Raw genomic sequence first — 26,510 nt, 5'->3', positions numbered from 1 at the left:
GTATAATAGCGGTAGGAATTCATTCACGGAAATAAGCACTTTATCTAAACATAGCAAATGAAAAGTAACCTAAGAAAGGAAAGTAGAGGCTGATCGCACGGGAAATGAATCCAAGTGAACAATTTGGAAATAATAGATCTATCAGAATAAGAGAGAGGAAGTATATATGAAGATAAATCAATTAATTTCGAACAATATTAACCTATTAGATGCAGAGGTGCCCTTAGATAAATCGCTAGGGATTGCGGGTTTGTCTGGATCGGGTAAAACGACGTTTTGTCAGACCATTGGGGAAGAGTCCAAGAAGCGTCTCGTTTCCTTACTGCCAAAGGCTGAATATCAATATTTATTTCCTGAGATTATGGAAACGAATTTCAGTGCCATCAAGATGGAAGAAATGCCGCTAGTCCTTTTTCTCGGAAAATCATCGATTTCATCCAATCCTCGCTCCACCATTGGTACACATACGGGCGTGTTTAAAGAGATTCGTGTGCGCATGGCTGAACAATTTGATCTATCTCCCGAAGTTTTCTCCTTTAATAATGCCCTAGGCTGGTGTCCAGATTGTAAGGGGCGCAGCACGACCCAAAATGTCGAATGTCCGTCGTGTGAGGGCAAGCGCTATAATCCTGAAGTTGAGCAGTATAAGCTAGAATTAAGGAGTAAACCCCATAGTATTTCGGATATCAACAACTTAAGCATTGAGACGATTCTTTCTCTCTCAGAGGAATTACAAATAAGTGAAGCGAAACAGCATATTCTCCAAAATATTATCAATATGAATATGGGTTACTTGTCCTTGAATCGGATTATGGGGACATTGTCAGGCGGGGAAATAACACGGCTTTACTTGGCAGAATTCATGGCCACAAGTGAAAATACGGTCATTATTATTGATGAAATCTCCGTGGGTCTCGATCACGAAACATTGTTGAAAATTTTAGAACAAATCAAACAATTAGGGGATAAGAATCAAATCTGGCTTATCGATCATTCGGATACAGTGCTGGATACGACAGATGAGCAATTGTTCTTTGGTCCTGGCAGTGGGAAATACGGCGGGAAAATTGTGGAGGAGTCACCACGTCCCAAACCAGTCCATTGTGAGCTAAAGAAGGAGCAGCCAACAGACTACTATCAATTCCAAGAGCTATACTGTCGTAATATTCAAATGGCTGAAATTGAGATTCCGAAAAATAGACTTGTCACCTTTACAGGTGAGTCAGGCTGCGGTAAATCAACACTCGTTAATGAGTGTATGGTAAAAGATTTTCAGAAGCGGTATCCCAAAGATAAATTGGTCGTGGTTGGGCAAGATCGAAATCAATCGATTTCCAGTCGATCGACCGTAGCGACGTTTCTTGATATTAAAAAGAAGCTCACGAAATATAGTGAGGATATTGATGATATTTTTCAGCGTACGATTGAAGATATTATTGAGGAACTACCCGGCGAAGACATCGCTCATAAACGTTTGAGCTTATTGATCAAGCTTGGACTTGGCTATCTGACTTTGGAAAGAAAAACGCAGTCCCTATCGACGGGCGAATTTCAATGTGTTCATTTAGTCTCGGAGCTATTTACGAATGCAAGAAACCCGCACACGCTGTTTATTTTTGACGAGCCTTCCAAAGGTTTATCTCAAAATATTTTAAATCAATTTATTGATAGTATTAGGGACATTCTGCAGGATGAGTCTGTCTCGATTCTGATGATTGAACATAATGCTTACATGATGGAAAGCTCTGATTTTATTATTGATTTCGGTAAAAGACAGATAGAACCCGTGAAGCATCTGGATGTTGTTAGTCATCATGATTATTATCGTCAGAAGGATAAGGAAGATGGCAAGGCCCCTATGCATATTTCTTCCAAGCTCAAGTCCCAGAAAGGGATTCAATACTTACAAGAAAACAATTTAGACTATTTTAAAAAGGCAGAGAACGTGTATAAGGGCGGCATTTTAAAAAGCTTATCGCCAATAGCCCGTGTCATTTATGGGGAATATGAGTCGGATACGATTGCACCTGTCATCGCGATTGATCTAGAACGACACCTGTATAGTCAATATAGTTTTCTCTATGAAATAGGTGGACTGATCAACCATATCGTGGCTGCGCATCCGACGAATAAGGATACTAGAAGCTTCGATTTCTACTATCAGGACAATCATTGTCCGAGTTGCTCGGGTCGTCGTGCCATTGAACAATTTGATATGAAAGTGCTCATTCAAGATCTTACAGTGCCATTCTGGGACGGGATGTTACTGCCAGAAGTGATGGATGTCTTGAAATATTATCAACATGCGAAGTTGCACTTCCTTTTTGAAGAGATTAAGAATGAACTTGGCCACGATTTAAGTAAAAGCTACAACGAGATGTCAGATGCAGAAAAGCATACGTTCTTATATGGGTATTGGGAAAAGTCATTTTATGATAAAGCAGGGAAAGCTTCGCGAACCTGGGAGGGCTTCAATCTCATCCTTGGGCGTTATATGGTCATTTCGAAGAACTTGCCTCTGAAAGAGCAAATGAAAGCTTCTAGAGAGACGATTACATGCCCAGTCTGTCAAGGAACCGTCTTAAACCATGCTAAAAAGCTGAAGTTTGGCGGCACGGATATTCGTGAGATTATTCAGCAGCCGATTGATCAGGTTATCAAGACCGTAGGGAAATTGCCTGAGCTCGAAAAATTGAAAGCTATTGTTGGCGGCGAGCTTGCGCTTTCCGAAGAAGTCTCTTTACTGCCGAGGGAAACACAAGTTGCGCTCAAAATGCTTGAACTGGAGCTTGCATCTTTTGTGGGCTATGAAGTAGTTCTACAAAATGCAGTGCCATTCTGGGACAAAATTAAAGGCAACCTTGAGGCGATCAGCAGCAAGAACGTGATTACGATCTGTGATTTCCCTGACATTAAGGAAACGAGAGAAACGATCATAGATAAGTATTTCACCAATGGGAAATATAAAAAATTAACCTACGTGTATGAGGCGTTTGGTTACAATAAAATCGTTACGCAAATTAATAAAATCAAAGCAAGTCACCCATGCCCGTTCTGCGGCGGTAAGAAAGTCATTTCAGAAGATGGGCTCCATGATGGCGTTCAGAAACTATCGGTACCTTGTGTGAGCTGTTATGTAAGTGGTATCAATGATGAAGGACGCAAGGAAGTCGTAGATGGCGTAGATGTACAAACATGGCTGACTGGCAAGGTAAGCGATGTTGTTGCGGAAAGCGCACGTACGGAGGAAGTGGCTGATATTCCTATTTTCAATCGGATTCGTGAGTTAAATAAGCGAGATATGATGGCGGTTTATCATTCTCTGAAGTAGCTAAACTTGGGGGAAAAACATGCATACGAAAGTAAGCTTAATGGAGCAATTAGAACAATTGGGCATTGATAAAGATGGGACGCTGTTAGTTCATTCTTCGATGAAAAGTATGGGGGAGGTCGAGGGTGGCGCGGACACTGTTTTGGATGCGTTGATCGCGTACATGAAGAACGGTCTGCTGGTGTTGCCTACCCATACGTGGTCTTACATTAAGGCGGATAATCCAAAGTTCTATGTGGATCAATCCCCTTCCTGTGTGGGCATCTTGCCTGAACTTTTTCGCAAACGGCCCGGCGTTGTGCGTTCCTTGCACCCAACGCATTCGGTGGCAGCTTTAGGTAAGGATGCAACTGCCTTCACAGGCGATGATCACCTGTTCGATACGCCATGTGCGAGAGGTTCTTCCTGGGGGAAGCTGCTCGACCGAAAGGCGACGATCTTGTTAATTGGGGTTGATCTAAAGCGCAATACTTTTATTCATGGCATAGAAGAGTGGGTGGACATTCCAGGCCGGTTAACGGATGACCATGAGCATCTTTATACGGTTTTACCTGATGGAACTGAAATTGCTGTGCCTTCCCGAAGACATTGCGGGTTGTCATGGTCGCATCATTTCTGGAAAGTGGATGAGGTGCTAGAAAGAGCAGGTGCGATGCATAAAGAGCTGCTCGGAGATGCCGTTGTAAGAGTTTGTGATGCGGCTGCGGTAGCAAAGGTCATCACGGACATGCTTCTGGATAATCCGGATTTATTTTCGGATAATCTTCCCTTGGATCAAATATAGAAAAAGGCAAGATCCCCAAGAACATTTGTGGATCTTGCCTTTTTATGTTGCCTTACACGAGCACGGTTTGGTTGTCATGGTGAGCATGGACATGATGCCGCCCTTTAGGCACCACCATCGGAGAGCCCGAGACGGGGTCATCGATAACGGTGCAATCAAGACCGAAGATGTCCTTGATCAACGTGCTGGAAATCACCTTGGAGGGCTGACCCTCCGCCACTAGATTTCCTTGATGAAGCGCAAAGATATGATCTGCATACCGCGCGGACAGGTTGATGTCATGAAGAACCATGACAATCGTGGTCCCGCGCTTTCGATTGAGATCTGTGAGCAAATCAAGAATTTCAACCTGATAGGTAATATCCAAGAAGGTGGTCGGTTCATCCAGAAATAAAATGTCGGTTTGCTGCGCCAGCGCCATGGCAATCCAAACGCGCTGTCTTTGACCGCCGGACAGTTCGTCTATCGGATAATTCGCAAGCTCTGTAATCTTCATGATTTCCATCGCTTCAGCAACAGCCTCGTAATCTTTCTTGGTCCATCCGCTGAAGAGGGATTGATGTGGAAACCTTCCTCGACCAACCAAATCCGCAACCGAAATACCTTCTGGTACGATGGGTGATTGCGGCAGTAATCCTAATACGCGTGCTAGCTGTTTAGGTGGAATTTTATCGATTGGCTTTCCATCAAGCGTGACTTTACCCGAGGTTGGCTTTATGAGCCTCGCGAGCGTCTTCAGAAGCGTGGACTTCCCGCAGGCATTGGCGCCAATAATCACACTGATTTGATTTGTGGGAATCACAAGGCTTACGCCGTGGATCACCGTTTTGTGATCATAGCCGGCAACGATGTGTTCGGCTTGAAAATGATGTGTCGGCTTCATTATAATTCTCCCCTTCGATTCATTCGGATGAGCAAGAAGATCAGATACGGCGCTCCGAGTATTCCGGTTATGATGCCTACGGGGAATCTGGTTACAAAAGCAAATTGTCCGATGAGATCTGCGGCTAATACGAGATTAACGCCAACGAGACCTGCCGGAATTAAGCTCGAGAAGCCGGCGCCGACCATCCTTTTTGCAATGGGTCCCGAAAGAAAAGCAACGAAGGCAATTGGACCCGTTGTAGCGGTAGCAAGAGCAACCAGAATGACGGAGCTTATAATAAGGGCAATTCGCGTCCTGTCTGTACTTACTCCAAGAGAAGTAGCGGATTGTTCCCCAAGCTCCAATATACTGAGATGCTTGGCAAGCATGATAAGAATGGGTGCAAAAATGAGCACCGTGATCACCAGAGGCGGAAGTTCACGCAGCTGAACACCATTAAGGCTGCCGGTAAGCCATCTGAGCGCGGCAGGGATATCTTGCTGCGCGCCAACGAGCAGAAGATAGGAAATAATCGAATCCAGCATGGCTTGGATGCCGATGCCGATTAGAATTAATCGCCCGATAGAAAAGACTTTTCCTCTGGATAGTAGATAAATAATAAGCACCGTAGCAAGACCGGCTATCACGGATGCAAAGGCAATGTAAGGTCCGTTGGCATGAAGAATCAATATGCAAAAAACAGCAGCAACGCTGGAGCCAGAGGTAATGCCGATGACATTCGGGTTGGCTAGGGGGTTGCGCAGCATCGTCTGGAACGTGCTTCCGGCAATACCGAAGGCAAATCCGGCAAAGAGACCAGCCAGCATTCTCGGTAGACGTACCGTGTTAATCGCAAAAGACACACCTTGGAGCTGTTCGCCCAGCAGTGCTCGAACGACATCTTTTACTGGATACAGGGTCGTTCCCAGTAAAAGCATGGCAGAGCAAAGCATACAGGCGAGTACCGCAAGCAGGCTGGTCACAAGTATCCATCGGCGGCGTCTTTGACGTCTTCCCGCCATAATAAAGGCAATCGATGTATTTGTCATAATGTACGCACTTTCGATTTCATTGCTAATATAATCAGTACCGGAGCTCCAATAAATGCTGTGACGACACCGACTTCAAGCTCTCCAGGGCTGCCAATCATTCTGCCGAGAACATCTGAAATCGTCAGAATGATAGCACCTGTCAGTGCTGACATCGGGATCGTAAAGCGCAAGTCGGGGCCAAGGATCAGGCGAATGACGTGCGTCGAGATCAGTCCGACAAACCCAATAGGTCCTGCCAGCGCAGTCGTCGCACCACACAAAATAACACCGGCAAAAGCTGCAATAAGCCGCAGTATGCCCGTTCGAACACCTAGCCCGGTCGCAAGCTCATCTCCAAGTGCCAACGCATTAAGCGCTGGACCAGAAAGAATGCCCACCAATATGCCGACGATCAGAAATGGCGTGAAGGTCGCAATCGCGTCCCAATTGCCCGAGCCGACGCTTCCGACTTGCCAAAACCTGAATTGATCCATGACATAAGAGCGCGGCACCATAATGGCGCTGACCAGTGAAGTAAGCGCGGCGCTTGTGGCTGCACCTGCCAAAACAAGTTTAATGGGTGTGGCACCACCACGCCCCATTGAACCTATGCTAAATACGAAAACCGCGGTAATTGCAGCACCTGCTAGAGCCAGCCAAATATACTGATTGGCCGTCGTAATGTTCAAGAAGGCAATTCCGCAAACGACAAACAAGGACGCGCCTGTGTTAACCCCGAGTATGCTCGGGTCAGCAATCGGGTTGCGAGTGACGGCTTGCATTAGCGCGCCTGATACACCGAGTGCCGCCCCGCAGCATAAACCGAAAACGGTTCGGGATAGTCGCTTGCGTACGATACTTGCTCCGTAGGAGTCAATGTTCGGATGAAATATACCGTCTAGCACATCTTGAAGTCTCACTAGCCGAGAGCCGAAAACCAAGGATGCAACCACACACAAGCCGAGCAGGACCAGACAAATCAAGAGCACGGTCACAAAGTGCCTCGGCATATGCGTTTTAAGCGGAGTATCGTTTGAAACCGATGAAGGATTCATGGTTCTATTTAATCGCGCCTGCGATTAGTTTCAAGTATTCATCGATTGTATAACCAATCGAAAGTGGATTTGGGTTACCGGAAGCAGCTAGCGGTGTACCGTTACCGATGAAGACGACAGCGCCTTTTTGAACCGCTGGAATTTTGCTAAGAACAGGATCTGCTTTAATAGCTTGCAATAGAGCGTCGTCCCCATAACCAACCAACAGGTCTGCATCGTTAAGGGCGTCAGCATTCTCAGAGCTTAACTTCAAATTATAAGCGAGCGGGTCTGTAATTTTTTTCTTAACACCTTCGGAATAAACCATGCCTAGCTCAAGCAAGAAAGCACCGCGTGGGTCAGCTTCTGTATAGATATTAATTTTGGACAAATCTTTCGCAGAGAAGTTCGCAAATGCTACTTTTTTGCCTTTAATTTGCGGATATTCGCTAGCTTTTTTCTTGATCAGCTCTTCCGTGTCCTTAATCAGTTTTTCGCCTTCGGCTTTCATCCCCATGCCTGTTGCATTAAACAGGACTTGTTCACGCCATGTCGTAACCCAAGGGCTTTTTTCATAAGCAACAGTCGGAGCGATTTTGCTAAGTGTTTCATAGTCTTTTTGTGTGATGCCGGAGTAAGCAGCAAGAATTACATCTGGCTTGGAAGCGGAGATCGCCTCAAAATCTAGGCCGTCCGTATCTTGGAATACGTTAGGCTTATCTACGCCAAGTTCTTTCAGCTTTTTAGCTGTCCAAGGCAATAGGCCGCTCTTATCTTGAACGCCGTAGTTTGCTGCTGAGAAGCCAACAGGAACAACGCCAAGCGCGAGTGCAACGTCATGATTGGCCCATTGAATCGTAGCCACGCGTTTAGGCTTGCTTGGAATGACAGCTTCGCCAAGCGCATGCTTGATTGTAAGCGGGTATTTGGTAGCTGTATCTGGGGCAGCCGTTGCCGCCGCAGTCGCAGCTGGACTAGCACTTGCCGCCGTAGTTGCAGCAGGTGCTGAGCTTTTTTGCTCACCTGAAGCACAACCAACGAGTGCGATCATAAGCGCAGCCGAAACTGCTAAAGTTTTTAATGGAACAGTACGTTTTGATTTCATCTCTAAACCCATCCTTATCCTAAAGCTATATTTTTTAATATTTGATAATGATTATCAGTATCAGTAACTAATTTATCTCCTAATTTACAGGTTGTCAATGAAAAATTTGCAGAACTAATTTGCGATGTACGTATGGCAGTTTGTTTACCGGCGGTCAATTTGACGATGGAAAATGTCGAAAATCCAGCGAAGTGTTGCAAGCGGCGTTACTTCAATTTCTTTTGTCCTTCGTCAGAAGGTGCATATCAAGGGGTTCTTATTTGAGAAGAAGAATGAGGCTTTTTGCATGCAATTTCGCTGCGGAGTGCGACTGCGTTTATGGGGAGGGATTGGGGCCATAGAAAAAGAGGGTATCCCATCAACTTTGGGAAACCCTCTTTCTGCTTTTAATATACGAATTTTCGCTGTGCCCAATAGCTGAACGAAAATAAGAAGGCTTCCGTCATGAGCTTTGCAGCTATGAGCGGTATGCCGATGCTTTCGTGAAAAAGGTACATAATACCGTAATTCAACAACATGATCATGATAACGAGAGAGAAATACCGGGGCAACGATTTGCTGATAGCCGCTCCGCTCCTTTTGGCAAAAACAAATTTGCGATTCATGCTGTAATTGAACGTGGAACTGAATAGTCGTGATCCAATGACGGATACGAGCAAGTTTGAGGTCATTCCTTGCAGCAAGAGCAGCAGCATGAAATCCAAGATCGCGGAGAATCCCGAAGACGCACAGAACTTCAGGAAAGGAAAGTAAACTCTGGCAGAGTCGGCGAGTGGGCGAAAGTGCGAAGATTTATTGTCGTCCAGATAGATGGTGTCGATCGGCACCTCGACCAAGTCATATCCCACACGGGGAGCCTCGAGAAGCATGTTCATTTCATATTCAAAACGATTGCCTGGAATTTGGCATAGCCAATCCAACATCTCGGAGGAATAGCCCCGCAGACCAGTTTGCGTATCTTGTATGGGTTTGCCCGTCGCAAAAGCGTACACCATCCTCGTTGCCGAATTCCCAAAGCGGCTGCGCATAGGGACTTTACCCGTGAATTGTCTGCAACCCAGTACAATATAATTGCGATGCTCGCGAACAGCTTCGGTGAGCCGTAGAATATCTTCTGGCAGATGCTGTCCATCGCTGTCGGCGCAGACAACGCCATCGCTTCCGCCGTGCTGTCTCACATAATCAAAGCCCGTTTTCAAGGCACAGCCCTTGCCTTGGTTAATCGGGTGCGTTAGCACAGTACAGCCTGCTTGCTTTGCGGAATCGAAAATAAAGCGGTATTCTTCACCGCTGCCATCGTCAACGACGAGGATCGAAGCGTCGCTAACTTCTTTTAGCTTATGGATAAGAGAAAGTAACCTTTCGTCCGGCTCGTAGGAGGGGATGAGGATAGTCATGGTATCAGTCCTCCTTGTTAGGATTTAGGAATGTAGATAATGTCGCTTACGCCTCGTTCGTTGCCTTTACCAAGCGGATTGTTAACGACTCTGCCCATGAAATACATCGTGGACGAGCCGCCGCCATCGAGATTATAAGCTTCGGTAGCACCAAGTTCATGGAATAGATTTGCGAACTCGTTTAACGTCATGCCTCGGCTATAATTGGCTTTTCGTCCGTCGACCACGACAAACAGAAAGTGATTCGGCGAGATCATCCCAATGCCGGTTCGCGGATTAGCATCTTGAATCGATCGGTTTCCGAAGTTTTTGTCAATTTGCACGGCGCTGAAATCCCCGGCAACTTCGCCATTCGTCACAAGCGTAGGGCCGAAGGAAAAGGTATTCGTGGTTCCCTCAGCAAGCAACTCTTTCGAGGATAGCTCCTCTTCGTTATATGCTTGCAAAGTGCCATTGCTGAGTAGTGCCAATCCGTCACGCGCAGGTTCATCGCGGTACACAGTACCGCCTCGGATGATGACGCCGTCGTTACGAAAGCCGTAATAGTCGCCGTTAATGGCGAATAAGGCGTTGTTACTAGCGGCAATCGTCGAAGTATTTTCGATAATGTTCGTGCCGAAGGCGTTTTTAGCGAATGCTGTGAGCAGGTTGGTGGTAGTGTTGAAAGTCACATCAGCGACGAAATAGGTGATTGTATCGGCTCCGGAGCCCGTTTGAACCTTTTTGATACGAATGGTTTCATTGTCGTCTTTATAATTCCAATCATCGAATTGGGCTTGTGCTGCTACTTGTTTCACAGGCAAATCTTGTGCGACGACGTTGTTCGGGGTGACGACAACTTCGACATGCTCAAATAAATAACGATTGGCGAGCCAATATAAAATCGCAGCGATGATGATCAGAAATATAGCGATGATACTAATAATTTTGGTTTTTTTTCGCTGACGGAAAATGATGATCACTCCTCTCCAGTTCATAAAACCATCTTAGTGCGGCAACCTTTAATGAATCTTAAATGTCACAATTTAAGCTCTAAAGTTCAAACTCTAAACGTTAAAGTTTAAACTTTAAACGTTGTTTCCTCTCTCAATCAAATCTGTTAAAAACTACTAACAACCCTCCCAAATGCTGGACGCAATGCGAATCTTTTATACTATCTTCAATAAGGTTGGGAGAGGAAATAGACATGGCCAAACAGGATATTCTTACCACAACCATTCACTTGTCCATCGATAATGGCAGCAGCCATATTAAAGGCATCTATGACGATTTGAGCAACTGCTTTATTTTTCCTAATGTTGTCGCACAACCGTTTGGGGAGCGCTTTTTATTGATGGAGCATGGAGATCCCTTGGATTTTTTAGATGTACAGATCACATCACCTGCGATTGATACAGAGCAATACCGTCATGTCTACGTTGGCAACCTAGCTATCGGTGACGAAGGCATTGTTCATGAGATTGTTGGAGATAAAGCTGTTCAAAAGAAGGCCCAGCGGCCTGAAACGATGGTTACTCTTTTAACCGCTGCCGCTTATGCGGTTGCTATGAAGAATGAGGATGCCATTAAGCGCGGTAAGAAGCGTATTAAGGCTGAGGTTCTCTTAGGAACTGGACTTCCCATCAGAGAGATTACGAAATTTAGCGAAGAATTTGCACATAAAATAACAGGTGGCACCCATGCCATCACATTTGTTACGACCCCCATTTTTAAAGGCGTGACCGTAGAGATGGAGTTTACGCTGCCATCGGATATTAGCATTGATGATGTGTCAGGGGTTTATGACATGGAGGCAACCTCTAAGTCACAGCTGTCACATAAAGGCTTCGGGATCGCCGATGTTGGCGGTGTCGATATGGATATTGCCTTTTTCCGACTAGGGCTGGATCTAGATCAACGGCATTCCACGGGTGCCAAAATCTACTTAAACGACGCATTGGAAAGCATACGTAATGAGATCAACGCCCAAGGCGAGGAATTAATCTCCAGCACAGCGGAACTGACACTCATGCTCGTTAACAAGGAGTATGAGATTTACGCGGAAGGTAAAGTCGCCTTCGACATGACGCATCTCGTCAACCGTCACATGCGCATTTTAGCTGAAAAAGTGTTGAAATACGCCCGGAATGCCTGGAAGCATGTTCGGTATGCCAACGAGTTTTGGTTTATCGGCGGCGGAGCGATCGTTCTTCAACCGTGGATTGAGAAATTAAATGCAGAGCTAGGCTTGCCGATTCGTTTTGATAAGTCAGAGTATAGTCAGTTCCGTAATGCTCGCGGTACTTTCTTTTTGCTGGAACATGCCTTGAAGCACATGAATGAGGAAGCAGCGGCAAGCACGGAATCCGAGAAGGGATCTGAGGCTGGGAGCGGGTCGGCTTGAAGAAACGGAGATCAACTGTTTTGGTGAGTCCAGGCAAGGATGTTACGCTGTATATTCCGACAGAAACACCGCCAGAGGTCATTGCTTATATGAATCAGCTAAAAGCGGAAGGTATGTTCAGTCATGGCATTATGGACATTTTAACCAAACATATTCTTAACGAACAATCGCAATCGACGTTAGTTAGCGAAGACGATTCACATCATGTTCTCGCATCATTTGTAGATGAAGATAATTACTTCACAGCACCTATGGAAGACCAGGCATCTAAGGAGGTCTCGGTTGCTAACAGTCAGAAAACCTTCAGTCTGGAAGATATATTTCGGCAAGCTGGGCGGAATGCTGGCAAGCTTATGTAAGTGGCAACTGGGTGGGGTGAACTCCGATCATTCATGAAAAGGGGGACATCATATGTCTAACGTACAAGCACAGGAAGGTACGCGTACTTTTACACTTTCGGATGATATTTTCCGTCAACCAGGCTTAGATTTATGTTCTCAAATGGTTTATATTATCTTAAAAAGCTTAGGTGCGGATTCGAATTTTCCAGCGTTATCAGAGATTGCCAAGCTGGGTCGTATGACTGACAAACAGGCAATGAAGGCGCTGCAAGACCTTGTTGATCTGAAAATTCTTCCGCACAAATTATTTCGCCGGATGGTGGGCGATTTCCAAGATGACCGCCTCTCTTGGGCGGCGAAGGGTCTGCTTATTTTTTGCAAAGAGAATCCGCATATTCACTTGCATGACTTGCTGGAATTATCCAGCCAATCGGGCGAGGACGAGCTTAGCATACGCAATTCGCTGCGGGAATTAAGCCAACACGGCTATCTGGATGATTACCCGCAATGGCAGCAAATCGCGAACTGAGCCGAGCGAGGATGGTTTGAGGCCAAGTGAGACACACTAAGGCTTATGCCAAGGCAGTGGTCTGGCAATTCAACCATTAACGTAAGAGGTGATCATGTGAGCGGAAGAAACAATAAGCCGGACAATGACGGCCCAGCAGGGAAGCCGGGCAGACTTGATCAGTATGGCGACAAGCTGGGTTCGAGCAATGAGGCGGAGTTTGAAGCTGCAGCCAATCAGGCATGCGATCAGGAGCAAACGCACGAATAATGTTTAAAGAGCAGACCATCCTTTGGATGGTCTGTTTTGCTGCGGTATGCTTAGGCCTTATTCCGATCAGACGAAAAGGGACAGATAGAGGACTTCGTATAAAGATAACGCAGCACCCTAAAGAATTTATGGGTATTTTTCACTAATTTTTGGACGATTTATATGGAAAAACACTACGAAAGTCCTACTTTTTCGACAAAATTCGTGTTATACTTTTTTGTAAAGTAAGGGGGGAAATCATACTAGTAATTACTGTCTATCACGGATTTAGGCTTATATTTACATGGAAATTTAATGAATGAATTCACCGGTATGTCTCCTCCGACGTTAGACCACTCCTCCACACATAGTTAGTTTTCCCGCATTTGCAAGAAATTCACACCATTGATTTGCTTCAACGAATGTATCTACGCATATAGAACAGGTTTATCCGCAGGGGGGATAGAGCGATGGAAGAATATAACGAGATGACATTAAACTCGTATATACATAAGAACACATCTGACCTTTGGTTCTTTCTATTTGTATCTTTGGAATTAGTGGAGTGGATTGGCCAGTTGCATTTAAACGGTGTTGTTTTGCACAATTTGAATCCTGATCATATTTCCGTTAAATCCCGAGATGGGCGATTGAAGTTTAAGCTAAATTACGATTCGAGTTCCAAGCGAATCGAGCTGTTAACCTTGAAACAACAAGAGGAACTCACTCAAGTCTTTGCCTACATCTCACCGGAGCAGACTGGTCGCATGAAGTGGAAGATCGATCAGCGCAGCGATTTGTATGCTTTAGGTGTGCTTTTCTATGAATTGTTAACAGGGGAGCTTCCGTTTAAGGGTAACACAGCAAACGAATGGATTTATGCTCATATGGCATCGCTTCCGATTACTCCGAGTGTAGTTAAACAGGGAGTTCCACAAATAATTAGTGATATCGTGATGAAATTACTTTCAAAAACAGTGGGGAGGCGCTATCAAAGCGCTTATGGTCTTCAGGATGATCTGCGGAAATGCTCTGATCAGTTAAAGCAGTATGGAATGATCGAGCCCTTTCCACTAGGTATCATTGATAAACAAAGCCTATTTCATCTACCAGATAAGCTTTACAGCCGAGAAAAAGAGTTACAGGAGTTGCTAGACGCTTATGAACGCACCTGCTCGGGCTCCACGGAGATCTTGTTCATTGGTGGTCATGCTGGAAGTGGTAAAACAACGTTAGTCCAAGCCTTCGAAACGTCTATTATGCATAATAAGGGGTATTTTATTTCAGGAAAATTTGACCAGATACATGTATCCATCCCTTACGCGTCACTTATTGAAGCGTTTCGCAACCTGATAAGGAAGATACTTACAGAGGACGAAGATAACATTTTCTTATGGCGAACAAGGATTTTAAAGGGGATAGGACATTGCGGAATTATACTCACTGAAGTGATTCCCGAGCTAGCCTTAATCATAGGAGAACAACCCCAGGTCGAGGCATTGCCCCCAGTAGAATCGACAAACCGATTTCAAACACTTTTTTGTAATTTTATGAAGGTCTTTGCAAATAAGAAGCATCCATTAGTGATATGGTTGGATAATTTGCAATGGGCCGATTCAGCCTCGCTTGATTTGCTTCGGGTGTTAATGAATGACCCTTCAAATAAGTATCTTTTCCTCATCGGAACGTTTCGAGATAATGAAGTCGATGCAAGCCATGAGTTATCCAGAATGTTTTTTGACCTCTCGCCTATATGCTATATTGGCTCCATCGATCTTGAAGCGCTAGACTACCATAGCGTAATTCAATATGTTGGGGATGCGCTTTATGCCGACCAAAGCAGGATTATGCCGTTGGCAAAAATTTTGTACCAAAAAACAGCGGGTAATCCCTTTTACTTAGAGCAAATGCTGCAAATTTTTTATGAGAAAAAGCTAATTTATTATGATTGGGACCAGAAGCGTTGGGAATGGCATATCCAAGAGATAAGAGAATGCGACGGCTTTCAGGATGTTATTAGCCTGATCCTGGGAAGGTTTGACTCACTTCCAGCTGAAACTCGCGAAATACTACGTTTAGCGAGCTTTATTGGAAACTCATTTGATATTCACATGTTGTCTATGATATGCGGGCAGGATGCAGAGCAAACGGAACAAGATTTATTGCCCGCGTTGAGTGTTGGCCTGGTTTTGATTGAGAAGGATCGCTATGTATTCCTGCATGATCAAGTACAGAGGGCCGCCTATGATCTCATACCGAAAGAAGAGAAGAAGAAAATCCATTTGACAATGGGCCGATTCATGCTTTGTTATTTCCAATCGGATTCATCGGACGAGCATCTGTTTGAGGTCGTGCACCATCTCAATTTAGGCAGCGAACTTATGACAGACCAGACGGAAATGGAAGAGTTAGCTAAGCTTTGCTTGCGAGTAGGAAGAAAGGCTAAAGCCTCAGCAGCCTATGTCCAGGCGTTGGAACTATTGGAGAAGGGGGCCCAATTAATTGTATCCGAGGGTTGGTCTCGACACTTCGAATTATATGCCCAACTCTTGATTGAAAGCTCGGAGTGCCAGTATTACTGCGGTTACTTTGACCAGGCGGAAAGAGTTCTCGAGCAGTTATTGCTCAACGTAAAAGATGTTGCCGATAGATCTAAGATCTATGTTATCCAGATTTCGATGTACGCATTTCAAAAAAAGGTAGGGCAAGCGAGCGATATTGCTCTGCAAGCAATGGCTGAATTTGGGCTTCATATTCCTTCTAAATCTTCGAGAATATCCGTTATGGGAGAGATTGTCTATACACAATTGATGCTCGCGGGAAAACGAAGGCATTTGAAGGACTTACCGCTAAGCCAAGAGCCCTTGCATAAAGCGTTAGCGGACATTGTTATGGCCTCATCGTCGATCTTATTTGTTGTCAATGAGGAACTAGCTGTGATTGTCTTTGCCAGATACGTACGAATGTCTTTGAAACAGGGTCACTCCGAGGCGTTGGCGATCGCGCTTGGTTCATATGCCATTACGCTAGCATTCGGATTAAAAAGTTACAGAACGGCGTTACGTCTAGCTGAGATCGCACTTCATTATTCTGAGAAAACTGATAGCTGCCTCCTAAAGGGGAAAATTCAAGTTATTGTAGGACTGATTATCCAATTTGTACGTCCACAGGAATCAGGTTCTTACTTTCAGAAAGCGGGACAGCTAAGCTTGGAAGGCGGTGATTTGCTTTATGCTGGTCATGCCCTGTCCTGCCAATTAATTACGGGGAGTAAGGATCTGCGGGATTTAAGTCTCATATGTAAAACGAATGCTATAAAAGCTGCACGAGCAATGGATAAATTGACATTGAGAGTGTTGAATCAAACCATGCAATATGTTGATCTCTTACAAAATACGAGGGATCTCAACTATCTGAGTTTCAATCAAGGACATTTTGATGAAGGCGAACTGGAACAGGAAAAATTCTCGGTCACTCAGCAAAAAGTAAATTTATATTATTATTACACCTGTAAGTTAGAGGTCTCTTATTTATATGGCCATTACTCAGAAGCTATGGGGATAGCGGAACAGTTAAATGACCTCGAAGCGGCAGTATTGGTGCCAATTAAACAAAAACATTGTTTCTACTATGCACTTGCGATTATTGCTAGTTTTCCAAGCGCTTCTTATCGTTCGAAATATCACTACCGCAAAATGCTTAATCATTTGCTGGCTCGAATGAAACGGTGGACCAAGCTCGTCCCAGAAAGCACAATGGCTAAATACTGGACGATGCTGGCGGAAGTAGCTGTTTTGGATCAAAAATATGTTAAAGCAGCTACGCTTTATGATCAAGCTATTCAATGGGCGCAAGTCAATGAGTACCCACAAGATGAAGCGATTATGAATGAACGGGCTGCACTCTTTTACCTCCAGATGGAAAGTAATAAGAGAGGAGAAGCTTACCTCCAAGATGCCTGCAGAGCCTACTATAAATGGGGGGCGTTCGGGAAAATGAAGAGGTTGCAGGAGCATTATCCAATACTGACGACCCTAATCTTCAATGAGCCGAACGAATTCGAAGAACGAGATGGACATGCAGTGAAAGGGGCCGCGGTAGTTGATAAAAGGCTAAATAATGGCCTTAATAGCGAATTAGATATGGAAACGCTCCGACAGGCTTCCAAAATTGTATCCAAAGGTAGGGCGGAGAAGGAGTTGCTGAAGGATCTTCTGGATTTGGCCATGAGGAATGCTGGCGCTGAAAGGGGCTGTATCCTACTAGGGAGCGAGGGGGAATGGGGGGTAGAGGCAGAGAAGGACATTAATACGAGAGAGAGCCCTGGGGATACCAGAACCCGCTTTTCAACTTCTGTGACGCAATACGTGATGCGAACACGGGAATCCATCATTCTTGGCAATGCGCTCCAAAGTATATTTGTATCAGATCCCTATATTCAACTGAATCGACCCAAATCGATTTTATGCTTGCCTTTTCGATATCCGGATCACCGAGAGGGCATGTTGTACTTGGAAAATAATTTAACATCCGATGCATTTACTGCAGATCGTTTGGAAGTACTTGAAATGGTATTTTCGCGAATGGCCTATATAAAAATCAAGTCCGTCGACGTTGTAAAAGGTGTTGAATTCAAAGTGTTGCCTACTTTGATTGAATCGCTTTCGGATCGAGAAATTGAAATCCTTCGTCTAATGGCAGATGGCTTATCCAATAAGGAAGTCGCTCTGCAGTTAGAGATAACGGAAGGAACGGTAAAAAGCCACGCTTTCAACATTTATGGTAAGCTGCAAGTCAATCGAAGGGTACAGGCCATCTCCAAAGCGAGAGAGCTTCAATTATTGGACTAGTTCCGTTAATTCCTTTTTACACAATTCTCCACGAACAATGGAGATCTCTTGAGGCGCTTCAATTGCAAGGCGCAAGTGCCCCTCATCACTTTTAATCACTCTTACAATGATCTTCTCGTCAATCACGATGTATTGACCCGGCTTTCTTCCAACAACCAGCATCTTATGCACTCCTTAGATTGTATTTTTCTATGAGACCAGCAGGCCTCGGTGATGAGTATTATCTTAATTTGTTCCCATGAAAAAGTGATCCGACGAAAGTTAGAGTGGGCTAAAAATCTTTAATAGCGCAGTAAAAGAAGGCGGAAATCCCTTGTTTTCGTTAGAAAATGAGAGGGTTGCATTTCATCCATCTAGAAAGTAAAAGGATGATTAATCGGAGGCGTATAACGAAAGTTATATTCGATTGTATTCGACATAAACCAGCGAAATAGAAGTTTAACGGGCAATTGGTGTCAAATTATAGAATTAATTTTAAAAAAGGTATTAACATTTTAACAAGTACCGCCGATATATGTGATAATGAACATCATATCCACTCAAGGACGAGTGAATGAGCATGGCATTTTTTCATTTTGCATGAAAAAATACTTATGCGAATTTACTCGTCTTTTTGTGTTTTTTGGATAGAATTTTGAGTCATAAACAATTTCATAGAGACTTACGGATGAGCAAACAGCTCGATTGTCAATCTTCAGGATGAAGACGGACGTCGAGTCGTTTGCTCATCTTTTTTTTTCATACTAACTCATAGGGAGATGAGATGGATGTTGGTTTTAGGAAGAAGACCAGGAGAATATGTGTTGATTGACGGCAAAATTATGGTGAAAGTCATCAAAAGTGAAGAGGGGCATTTACGTCTGGCGATTGATGCACCGCGGGACATTTCTATTGTTCGTGGTGAATTGTTTGAAGAGGAAATGAAAAATAAAACTGTAGATAGCGAATAAATTTACCTTCCATTCATGGCCGAGTGGTGTGGATCAGGGATGAGCGGGATTACGGATCTTACGATTCATGTTGGATAAGCGCGCGATCCAACGAGCAATTGTCGGGAAGTATCCCAAATCTTTATGAATGCAAACGGATGTGTATTCATTTAAAAACCCACATGGAGGTAGTGAATTATGAGAATTAATCACAACATTACAGCAACAAACACGCACCGTCAGTTGAGCACGAACACAGCAAACCAAAGCAAATCTATCGAGAAATTGTCTTCCGGTCTTCGCATCAACCGTGCAGGTGATGACGCAGCAGGTCTAGCAATCTCCGAAAAAATGCGCGGTCAAATCCGCGGTTTAGATCAAGCTTCCCGTAACGCGCAAGATGGTATCTCTTTGATTCAAACAGCTGAGGGTGCATTGAGCGAAACTCACGACATTCTTCAACGTATGCGTGAGCTATCTGTTCAAGCAGCTAACGGTACGAACACAGCGAATGACCGTGATGCGATTCAGTCAGAAGTAAACCAATTGACTTCTGAAATTAACCGTATCGGTAACACAACTGAGTTCAATAATCTTAAATTGCTTAACGGAAAAATCAACGTAACTCCAGCAGTTACAGCAAATGTTAAAGGCGGACAGCTTTCCGGCGCTAACATTGAGATTCTAGCTGCTGCTACGAAAGCTACAGCAAAAGGTAGTGCTCTTTCTAGCACTTCAACACAAATTTCCGCAGTAGGCGGACCAACAGTTACGGGTACGAAAGCATTCACTACGCCAGGAACGAACAACTCCGGTCCTAACGTTGGCGAAACGAAAGCTGTTCTTACGGGTGCAGCTCTGACTGCACAAAACGTTGGTGCATTCCCTCCTTCAGTTACAGGTACGAATGACTATGCAACAGCAGTAGGACCAAACCTTGCTACAACTGGAGCAACGGCAGTAGGCGGAATGGTTCTTAATACGAACGCGGCTTTTAAAGTCTCATCTTCTGCGCATCAAGAAGCGATCGGAACAAATACTTATGCAACAGCAGTAGGTCCGGATGTAACGGCGCTGGACAATGAATTGCAGTTCACGGTTGGCGGATCAACATACACTGCAACAATGACAGTTAAAGACTATGATGGTACTGCTGGTAATACGATTACTGATTTTGCCGCTGATCTTCAAACTGCAATGCGAACTGCTGCGGGTGGAGATACCAATATCAGTGTAAGCCTTAACGCTACAACCAATAAAATAGAGATTGGTTATGCAGGAACAAGTACTGCATTCAGCGTTGATGGTGGTGGATTAGCTACATCACACTTAGGTGGAGCTTTAGCGACAACTACTGTTGCACAGAATGATACATTGTCCTTGACTGTTAATGGTACAACTAAAAACATCACGTTAGCATCTGCTACTTACGATTTGACAGGCGCTGGAGCAACTGCGTTCTTGGCTGATCTTAACTCGAAACTGGACGCTCAATTCGGAGCGGGTAGCGTTGTTGGATCATTTGATGGAGCTGGCAAGTTGAAGTTGACGGATGGTGCGACAGGTTCAGGAAGCACAATTACAAGCATTACGGGTAACGGATCAACATCACTTGGGTTGGATACTGCCACACTTACACAAGGTACTGAGAACAACTCCTTAACATTAACGTATGGTGGCGTACAAAAGACCATCACAATGGCAGTTAAGGATTATGATGGTACTGCTGGTAATACAACAGCAGACTTCCTAACGGATCTCAACGCTAAACTGACAACGGCTTATGGTGCTGGTAAAGTTACTGCTTCTCTGGATGGAAGCAATAATATTAAATTTACAACACAAAATGCTGGTGACACGCTGACGCTTGATAATGGCGGTTTGCTTGATAAAGTGGTAAAAAACAGCGCGGCTGACACTTTGACTGCTAGCACACCAGCTGCTAACAACACGCTGTCCCTGTCCGTGAACGGCACGAACAAAACAATCACATTGTCAGGGAACTACACGGACCTTACAAATGCTGGTCAACAAGCTAGCTTCATTACAGACATCAATGCTAAGTTAGATACTGCATTTGGCGCAGGCAATGTCGCTGCTTCCTTCGCAAGTGGTAAACTAGTATTAACTGACAACACAACGGGTACTGCGAGCACAATCGATACTATCGGTGGTACAGCAGCAACAGCTCTAGGCTTGAGCGGTAGTGCACAAGGCACAGAGTCCAACAAGTTGGATGTAACGTACAACGGTGTATCCAAAACAGTAACGCTTGCTACTGCTGATTACAGTGCTGGCGGAGACGACAGCGCGACTGATTTCCTAGCTGATGTTCAGTCCAAATTGGATACAGCTTTCGGTGCAGGCAATATCAGTGCAAGCTTTGATGCAAGCAATAAAGTGGTCTTCACAGCGAAGAACGCAGCTGACACGTTGTCAATCGATGGCGGTGGAGCAGCAGCTCTATTGAAAACAGCTCCAGCTGACTCCTTTACAACAGCGATTTCAGGAAATGGCAACAACTCACTGAATATTACTGCAAATGGGGTTAGCAAAAGCATTACGTTGGCTAATGCAACGTATGATTTCACTAACTCCGGTGACAAAGCTAGCTTGCTGGCTGATCTGAATGTCAAATTGGATACAGCGTTTGGAGCTGGAAATGTTGTAGCTTCCTTTGATGCCGACAACAAATTGACATTTACAAATGGCTTGTCCGGCTCTGGAAGCAGCATTACTTCAGTTACAGGAACTGCAGCTAACGCATTAGGTTTAACTTCCACAACGAACACGCAAGGCAGTAATGCTAACAACACAGGGACAATCACAATTGATGGAACTGCTGTTAACATCACACTTGCAGCTCAAAATTACACAACAGGTGGTCTAGCATCTGATCTTCAATCACAAATTCGTGCAACGGCAGGTCTTGAGAATGCATCTGTTAGCTTTACAGATGGAGCATTCCAAATTACTTCTGGTACGAATGGAGCTGGCGGAAGTGTAAGTATCTCAGCTGGCGACTTGGCAAAAACATTGAAATTGGATGTAACCAATGCAACTAGTACTGCTGGCGCTGCTACGGTAGATAAAGGTTTGCGTTTCCAAGTAGGAGCTAACGCTGAACAAACAATTGCTGTTGGTGTATCTGATATGCGAAGCCAAGCACTAAACATCAGTGATTCTGCTACAGGAACGATCACAGCTAGCGATGGCAAAGTGGCATCCTTCACTGCAGCTTCAACTGTAACTGATGGAACAAGCAATACAAACACTGAATTTGCATTGGATATTTCCTCCACAGAAAAAGCAACCGCTGCAATCAGTGTGATCAATGATGCGATTAATTCAGTATCAACACAACGTGCAAGCCTAGGTGCTTACCAAAACCGTTTGGAACATACAATTAACAACTTGAATACGTCTTCCGAAAACTTGACAGCTGCTGAATCTCGTATTCGTGACGTAGACATGGCGAAAGAAATGATGAACCAATCCAAAGCTAGTATCCTTGCACAAGCTGCACAAGCTATGCTTGCTCAAGCAAATCAACAGCCTCAAGGCGTTCTTCAATTACTTCGTGGTTAATCTTAACTTTATCCAAAGGGACTCTAGATTTTATAGAGTCCTTTTTTTTGTTGTTCCCAGATGCACGCATCATTTAGTTGGTGTAAGTCCAACCAAGGGTGGGATTCTTAATACTTTTCAAACAGTCATTAGATAACTCTGCTAACATCTTTTCTGTAAAATCGTGTAAGTAGAGTAAAAACTATTATACGATTAAGGAGATTATCATATGTCGTTACGGAGCAAGCTTATTTTATCTTTTACTATGATTCTACTTATTCCGTGTTTGACTGTAGGCTGGTTTGCTTACCAGACCTCTAAAGATAAGGTTGAAGAACAAATCATGCATGCGACTGAGGAAAATGTGAAGTCGTTAGACAAGCTTATCGACGGGTATATCAAGCCCATCCAGAAGGATGTCGACTATTTGGCGCAAACGATGCCAAGTCAGTCCGCGGCAATGAAGAGTGCCATTGGCACGTTTCAATCTGTTCATCCTGAGCTGAAAACGACATTCGTAGGAATGTCAGATGGCTCCATGCTTCTGAATCCGGAGGAAAAGCTGCCGGCAGATTTTGATCCACGAAAGAGACCTTGGTACATCAACGCAATGGCGAACAAAGGTGTAACGATCATTACGGAGCCTTATGTGGATGCCACGAAAGGGGAAATTGTCATTACGTTAGCAAGGGCATCAGCGGATGGCTCCAAGGTTGTCGGGGTAGATCTCAACATGACGCAGCTGGCAGGCGAAGTGATGAAGGTGAAAATTGGCGAACAAGGTTACATGTCCATTGTCGACAAGTCGAAGGCCTATCTGGTCCACCCTAGCGTAAAAGCAGGAACTACTGTACCTGATGACCAGATTTCATCCATTTTCTCTGATACCGAGAGTTCATTCGAGTTCTCACAAGCTGGAGAAGCTATGAGATCAGTTGTCGTAACGAACGGCTTAACAGGCTGGAAGCTAGTTGGAACACTATCTCTTGCAGAAATTAAGGAGGAAGCTTCGGTCATCCTGATGAATACGCTATATGTTATTTTGATTGCCATGATCGTTGGGGCTGCGTTGATTTACTTCATTATCCGCTCGATTATCGTGCCTGTCCGCGGCTTAATTACGGTTTCAGAGAAAGTCAGTGAAGGGAATTTAACGGTTCGCGTCGAGGAGACGGTGACTAATGACGAAATAGCCCAACTTGGCAAAAGCTTCAATCGCATGATTGACTCGCTAAGAGGGGTTCTCATTGAAGTAAGTCAAACGTCAAGCATGCTTGCGGCATCTTCCGAGCAGCTGACGGCAAGCTCGGAGCAGACGTCGACGGCCACCCAGTTCATTGCCGAGAATATTCAAGAGATGGCGGAGGGCGCGGAGAGACAAGTAGTGAGCGTGAAAGAAGGCTCGAAAATTGTGAACGAAATGTCCAAGGATGTAATGGGCATCGCCTCGAGCGCCCAAGCGGTGTCGGAGAAAGCGACGCATGCTACGCATATCTCGATGGAAGGCAACGAAACGATCCAGACGGCAGTTAAGCAGATGAACTCGATACAGCAAACCGTCGAAAGTCTATCTAAAGTTATTCAAAATTTAACGAAACAATCCAATAAAATTGGTGAAATTGTTTCACTTATTAGCGAAATATCGACGCAAACGAATTTACTTTCACTGAATGCCTCTATTGAGGCGGCAAGGGCAGGAGAGCATGGACGAGGGTTCGATGTGGTAGCCAAAGAAGTCAAGAAGCTGTCTGAGCAAACAGCGAAGTCGTCCAACCAGATTATCGGGATGATTCAGATTATACAGAGCGAAGCTCAGCATGCCGTGAAATCGATGGATGCCACGTATATGGAAGTGGCGGGAGGGATTAACGTCATGAATCGAGCAGGAGAGCTATTCCGTCAGATTCAGAATTCCGTCGTCGACTTAGAATCACAGATTCAAGAAGTGTCCGTGTCATCGCAGCAAATTTCAAACGGTGCTGAGCAGACGATCAAGGCGATGGATGCGATCTATCAGGTGGTGGAGAATAGCGCGTCGGCAACGCAGAATGTATCAGCGGCGGCACAGGAGCAGCTTGCCTCCATGGAGGAAATCGCGGCTTCATCGGAAACGTTAGCCAAGATGGCGCTTGAACTTCAAGAGATGAACGAAAAGTTCAGGATTTAAAAAATGAAGGGGAGAGCACCTTTACAGGTGCCCTTCTTTTTTCGTTCATGGCCTTGTGATACAAGGAGTTCGAAGGGTTTTGTCGAATGATGTAGAACGACATTTTTGAGGAGGCCCTGATGATGAAATCTCAAGCGTCTAGCATCGCAGTACATAACTTATTAACGATGCCAGCAAATCGTTCGCAACGGAGATTTGTGTTTCTTATTGGCGCTTTGGTTTGTTTCATCTCTTTGCTTTCTATTCCGTTTGCCCGAATCAAATTATCGGAAATGCAAGCGTATCAACCGGCGATCTTCTCGACGGTTATTTGTTTTGAGTTAATTACCGCTTATGTGTTGTACAGTCAGTTCCGAGTGAATAAATCGCCATCTGTGCTCGTGCTTGCGGCGGGATATCTGTTCTCGGGCAGTATGAGTTTAATGTATTTGCTGACCTTCCCGGGAATTTTTGCTCCGACTGGATTGTTTCACGCGGGCATTCAGACAGCGCCATGGATTTATTTGTTCTGGCATGCTGGCTTTCCAATAGCGATTTTCATCTATATGCTGTTCGAAAATAAATATAAAGATGTGCAACTAAGCTCAAAGACCGCCCGGAATGTATCAGTATTGACGATGTCAGGCGTAGTTCTGCTGATTGGCGGGTTAACCTTGCTTACAACCTATTTTCATGATCGGATGCCGATTTTGATATTAAATGGCAGTCTTACACCATTGTTTATATATGGAATTGGCATGCCAATTGCTGTGATTAGCGTCATTGCCTTAGTGTTATTTTACAGGATGACACGGGGAAGCACGGTGACTGCAGCCTGGCTTTGCGTTGCATTACTGGCTTCATTACTTGACGTCGTCATTATTCTTTGCGGCGGGGGCCGATTCAGTGTCGGCTGGTATATGGCAAAGTGGAACACGTTTGTATGTGCCAATGCTGTATTGCTGGGCATGATTTATGAATTTACCAAAATGTATGTGAGCATGTCCGAACTGTACCGAAAAGTAACAGAGAGCGAGAGTAAATATAAGGTTTTGTTCGGTGAAAGCCAACAAGCGGAGCGGGAAATTGCCAAACAGAACGAGATTATCGAACGCATGTTGGAATCAAGCCACGAGGCCATTGTGATGTGCGATGTGGACGGTAAGGTTGTTTTTGCAAATCGACGATTCGAGCAATTATTTGAAAAGCCTCTACTCAACGGTCAGAAGCTGGCTGACTATTGTGTAAGCATGAAAGCTGCCCACGAGACGCTAGCAAGCATTATCCATAGGTATTTCGAAGGGCGGCTGCAACCTTTTCGCGAGCGGGTTTCTATGGTTTCGAGTGAGGAGAAGACGGGGTATTACGAGTGCTATGTCAGTCCGCTCATCGATGAAGGAGATGGAACTCTCCATGGTCATTTGTTCGGCTTTCATAATCGCACCGATGAAGTGCGAATGGTTTATTATGATGAACTGACCGGACTCCCGAACCGCAGATATCTAGGGGAGCGGCTCATGGAAGCGTTGGAGCGAGCGAAGAATAGTGTAGCCTCGTTTTCGGTGTTTTTTATGGATCTGGATGGATTTAAAAAGGTGAATGATACACTCGGGCATGAAATGGGTGACCGGCTGCTGCAAGAAGTGGCGAGTATTCTACAACAGTCTGTAGGAAGTCGCGGCGTATGTGCTAGGTGGGCGGGCGACGAGTTTATCGTTTTGCTGGACATTATTGATGGTGGGCAGGAGCAAGAGGATATTGCTCAAAATATCATTAAGGCGATCCAAGAACTGCGCGAGATTGACGGAATGGAGATCCATGTTACGGCGAGTATCGGTGTAGCCATCTATCCGAATGATGGAGCCGAAGGGAAGACGTTGCTGCAGCGTGCGGACCAAGCCATGTATGAAGCCAAAATGAGTGGCAAGAACAATTGGCGCTTTTTCACGCCTCCTGCTGATCATCAAGCAAGTAACGACTAGGAAAATAA

General features: G+C 44.8%; 17 protein-coding genes and 2 pseudogenes. 12 read left to right on the top strand and 7 right to left on the bottom strand.

Features of this window, described 5'->3' with window-relative positions; translation table 11 throughout:
* Positions 1-166 precede the first annotated feature (166 nt).
* Together AC58UX_RS21530 and AC58UX_RS21525 are read left to right on the top strand one after the other, a co-directional pair.
* Positions 167-3,331 carry an ATP-binding cassette domain-containing protein gene (locus tag AC58UX_RS21530; RefSeq protein WP_497256471.1) on the top strand — a complete coding sequence of 1,055 codons (3,165 nt, stop codon included), beginning with the start codon at positions 167-169 and terminating at the stop codon, positions 3,329-3,331.
* 19 nt (positions 3,332-3,350) lie between these two features.
* Positions 3,351-4,115, top strand: a complete 765-nt coding sequence (locus tag AC58UX_RS21525; RefSeq protein WP_497256469.1) for an AAC(3) family N-acetyltransferase — start codon at positions 3,351-3,353, stop codon at positions 4,113-4,115.
* 52 nt (positions 4,116-4,167) lie between these two features.
* On the opposite strand, the gene AC58UX_RS21520 is transcribed toward AC58UX_RS21525, so the two are convergent.
* From AC58UX_RS21520 to AC58UX_RS21495, 6 genes are all read right to left on the bottom strand, one after another.
* Positions 4,168-4,998 carry an ABC transporter ATP-binding protein gene (locus tag AC58UX_RS21520; protein WP_497256467.1) on the bottom strand — a complete coding sequence of 277 codons (831 nt, stop codon included), beginning with the start codon at positions 4,996-4,998 and terminating at the stop codon, positions 4,168-4,170.
* Positions 4,998-6,029, bottom strand: coding sequence for a FecCD family ABC transporter permease (locus tag AC58UX_RS21515; RefSeq protein ID WP_497256465.1), 1,032 nt, complete (start codon positions 6,027-6,029; stop codon positions 4,998-5,000). The genes AC58UX_RS21520 and AC58UX_RS21515 overlap by 1 nt, the downstream gene beginning before the upstream one ends.
* Positions 6,026-7,066 (bottom strand): FecCD family ABC transporter permease, encoded by a 1,041-nt coding sequence (locus AC58UX_RS21510; protein ID WP_497256463.1) that lies wholly within the window; start codon positions 7,064-7,066, stop codon positions 6,026-6,028. The genes AC58UX_RS21515 and AC58UX_RS21510 overlap by 4 nt, the downstream gene beginning before the upstream one ends.
* Positions 7,067-7,070: 4 nt before the next feature.
* On the bottom strand, positions 7,071-8,150 hold the full coding sequence (locus AC58UX_RS21505; RefSeq protein WP_497256461.1) for an iron-siderophore ABC transporter substrate-binding protein: 1,080 nt from the start codon (positions 8,148-8,150) through the stop codon (positions 7,071-7,073).
* 386 nt (positions 8,151-8,536) lie between these two features.
* Complete coding sequence (locus AC58UX_RS21500; RefSeq protein ID WP_497256459.1) at positions 8,537-9,547, bottom strand: glycosyltransferase; 1,011 nt, start codon at positions 9,545-9,547, stop codon at positions 8,537-8,539.
* A 17-nt stretch (positions 9,548-9,564) separates the two neighbouring features.
* Positions 9,565-10,524: a phosphodiester glycosidase family protein gene (locus AC58UX_RS21495; protein ID WP_497256457.1), complete on the bottom strand. Its 960-nt coding sequence runs from the start codon at positions 10,522-10,524 to the stop codon at positions 9,565-9,567.
* Positions 10,525-10,733: 209 nt separating this feature from the next.
* Between AC58UX_RS21495 and AC58UX_RS21490 the strand changes: the two genes are divergently transcribed.
* The 5 genes from AC58UX_RS21490 (at position 10,734) to AC58UX_RS21470 (ending at position 17,878) form a co-directional block, all read left to right on the top strand.
* Positions 10,734-11,930 carry an Alp7A family actin-like protein gene (locus tag AC58UX_RS21490; RefSeq protein WP_497256455.1) on the top strand — a complete coding sequence of 399 codons (1,197 nt, stop codon included), beginning with the start codon at positions 10,734-10,736 and terminating at the stop codon, positions 11,928-11,930.
* Entirely contained in the window at positions 11,927-12,289 is a 363-nt protein-coding gene (locus AC58UX_RS21485) for a hypothetical protein (protein WP_497256453.1), read from the top strand. Before AC58UX_RS21490 ends, AC58UX_RS21485 begins: the two co-directional genes overlap by 4 nt.
* A 52-nt stretch (positions 12,290-12,341) precedes the next feature.
* A complete protein-coding gene (locus AC58UX_RS21480) occupies positions 12,342-12,800 on the top strand; it encodes a hypothetical protein (RefSeq protein WP_497256451.1) in 459 nt (152 codons plus the stop codon).
* Positions 12,801-12,896: 96 nt separating this feature from the next.
* Positions 12,897-13,049 carry a hypothetical protein gene (locus AC58UX_RS21475; protein WP_497256449.1) on the top strand — a complete coding sequence of 51 codons (153 nt, stop codon included), beginning with the start codon at positions 12,897-12,899 and terminating at the stop codon, positions 13,047-13,049.
* 449 nt (positions 13,050-13,498) lie between these two features.
* Positions 13,499-17,878, top strand: a complete 4,380-nt coding sequence (locus AC58UX_RS21470; protein ID WP_497256447.1) for an AAA family ATPase — start codon at positions 13,499-13,501, stop codon at positions 17,876-17,878.
* Here the strand turns inward: AC58UX_RS21470 and AC58UX_RS21465 are convergent.
* Positions 17,867-18,040 (bottom strand): carbon storage regulator, encoded by a 174-nt coding sequence (locus AC58UX_RS21465; protein WP_497256445.1) that lies wholly within the window; start codon positions 18,038-18,040, stop codon positions 17,867-17,869. The genes AC58UX_RS21470 and AC58UX_RS21465 overlap by 12 nt on opposite strands.
* A 605-nt stretch (positions 18,041-18,645) precedes the next feature.
* Here AC58UX_RS21465 and AC58UX_RS21460 point away from each other — a divergent pair.
* From AC58UX_RS21460 to AC58UX_RS21440, 5 genes and pseudogenes are all read left to right on the top strand, one after another.
* On the top strand, positions 18,646-18,828 hold the full coding sequence (locus AC58UX_RS21460) for a carbon storage regulator (RefSeq protein ID WP_497256443.1): 183 nt from the start codon (positions 18,646-18,648) through the stop codon (positions 18,826-18,828).
* Between the two features lie 177 nt (positions 18,829-19,005).
* A pseudogene (locus AC58UX_RS21455) lies at positions 19,006-19,441 on the top strand (flagellin N-terminal helical domain-containing protein); the annotation flags it as partial.
* A gap of 2,675 nt (positions 19,442-22,116) precedes the next feature.
* Positions 22,117-22,395: pseudogene (locus AC58UX_RS21450) on the top strand (flagellin); the annotation flags it as partial.
* A 208-nt stretch (positions 22,396-22,603) separates the two neighbouring features.
* Entirely contained in the window at positions 22,604-24,541 is a 1,938-nt protein-coding gene (locus tag AC58UX_RS21445; RefSeq protein WP_497256441.1) for a methyl-accepting chemotaxis protein, read from the top strand.
* A gap of 122 nt (positions 24,542-24,663) precedes the next feature.
* A complete protein-coding gene (locus AC58UX_RS21440; protein ID WP_497256439.1) occupies positions 24,664-26,502 on the top strand; it encodes a diguanylate cyclase domain-containing protein in 1,839 nt (612 codons plus the stop codon).
* Positions 26,503-26,510 lie beyond the last annotated feature (8 nt).

The organism is Paenibacillus sp. J22P90 (assembly GCF_059692195.1).
This window is presented reverse-complemented; position numbering and strand designations above follow the sequence as displayed.